The following is a 243-nucleotide window of genomic DNA, read 5'->3' as shown; positions in this document are numbered from 1 at the left end:
GTTTATGGCGGGCGTCCTGCCCGCCACCCTCCGGGCCGTTGCTGCGCAACGTTCAAATCCGCTCCCGGCGGATTTGTCCTACTCAGGAGAGCGCTCACCGACAGACCACAGATAAAACAAAAGGCCCAGTCTTTCGACTGAGCCTTTCGCTTTTATTTGATGTCTGGCAGTTCCCTACTCTCGCATGGGGAGACCCCACACTACCATCGGCGCTACGGCGTTTCACTTCTGAGTTCGGCATGG

Annotated in this window: 1 rRNA gene; it reads right to left on the bottom strand. The window is 57.6% G+C overall.

Annotated elements, in window-relative coordinates:
* Positions 1–161 precede the first annotated feature (161 nt).
* Positions 162–243, bottom strand: a 5S ribosomal RNA gene (gene rrf / locus OGV94_RS25160); the annotation flags it as partial.

This window comes from Citrobacter sp. Ce006 (genome assembly GCF_030336535.1).
GTDB classification, from domain to species: Bacteria; Pseudomonadota; Gammaproteobacteria; order Enterobacterales; family Enterobacteriaceae; genus Citrobacter; species Citrobacter europaeus.
The sequence above is the reverse complement of the archived record's forward strand: the minus strand, read 5'-3'. Positions and strand labels throughout refer to the sequence as shown.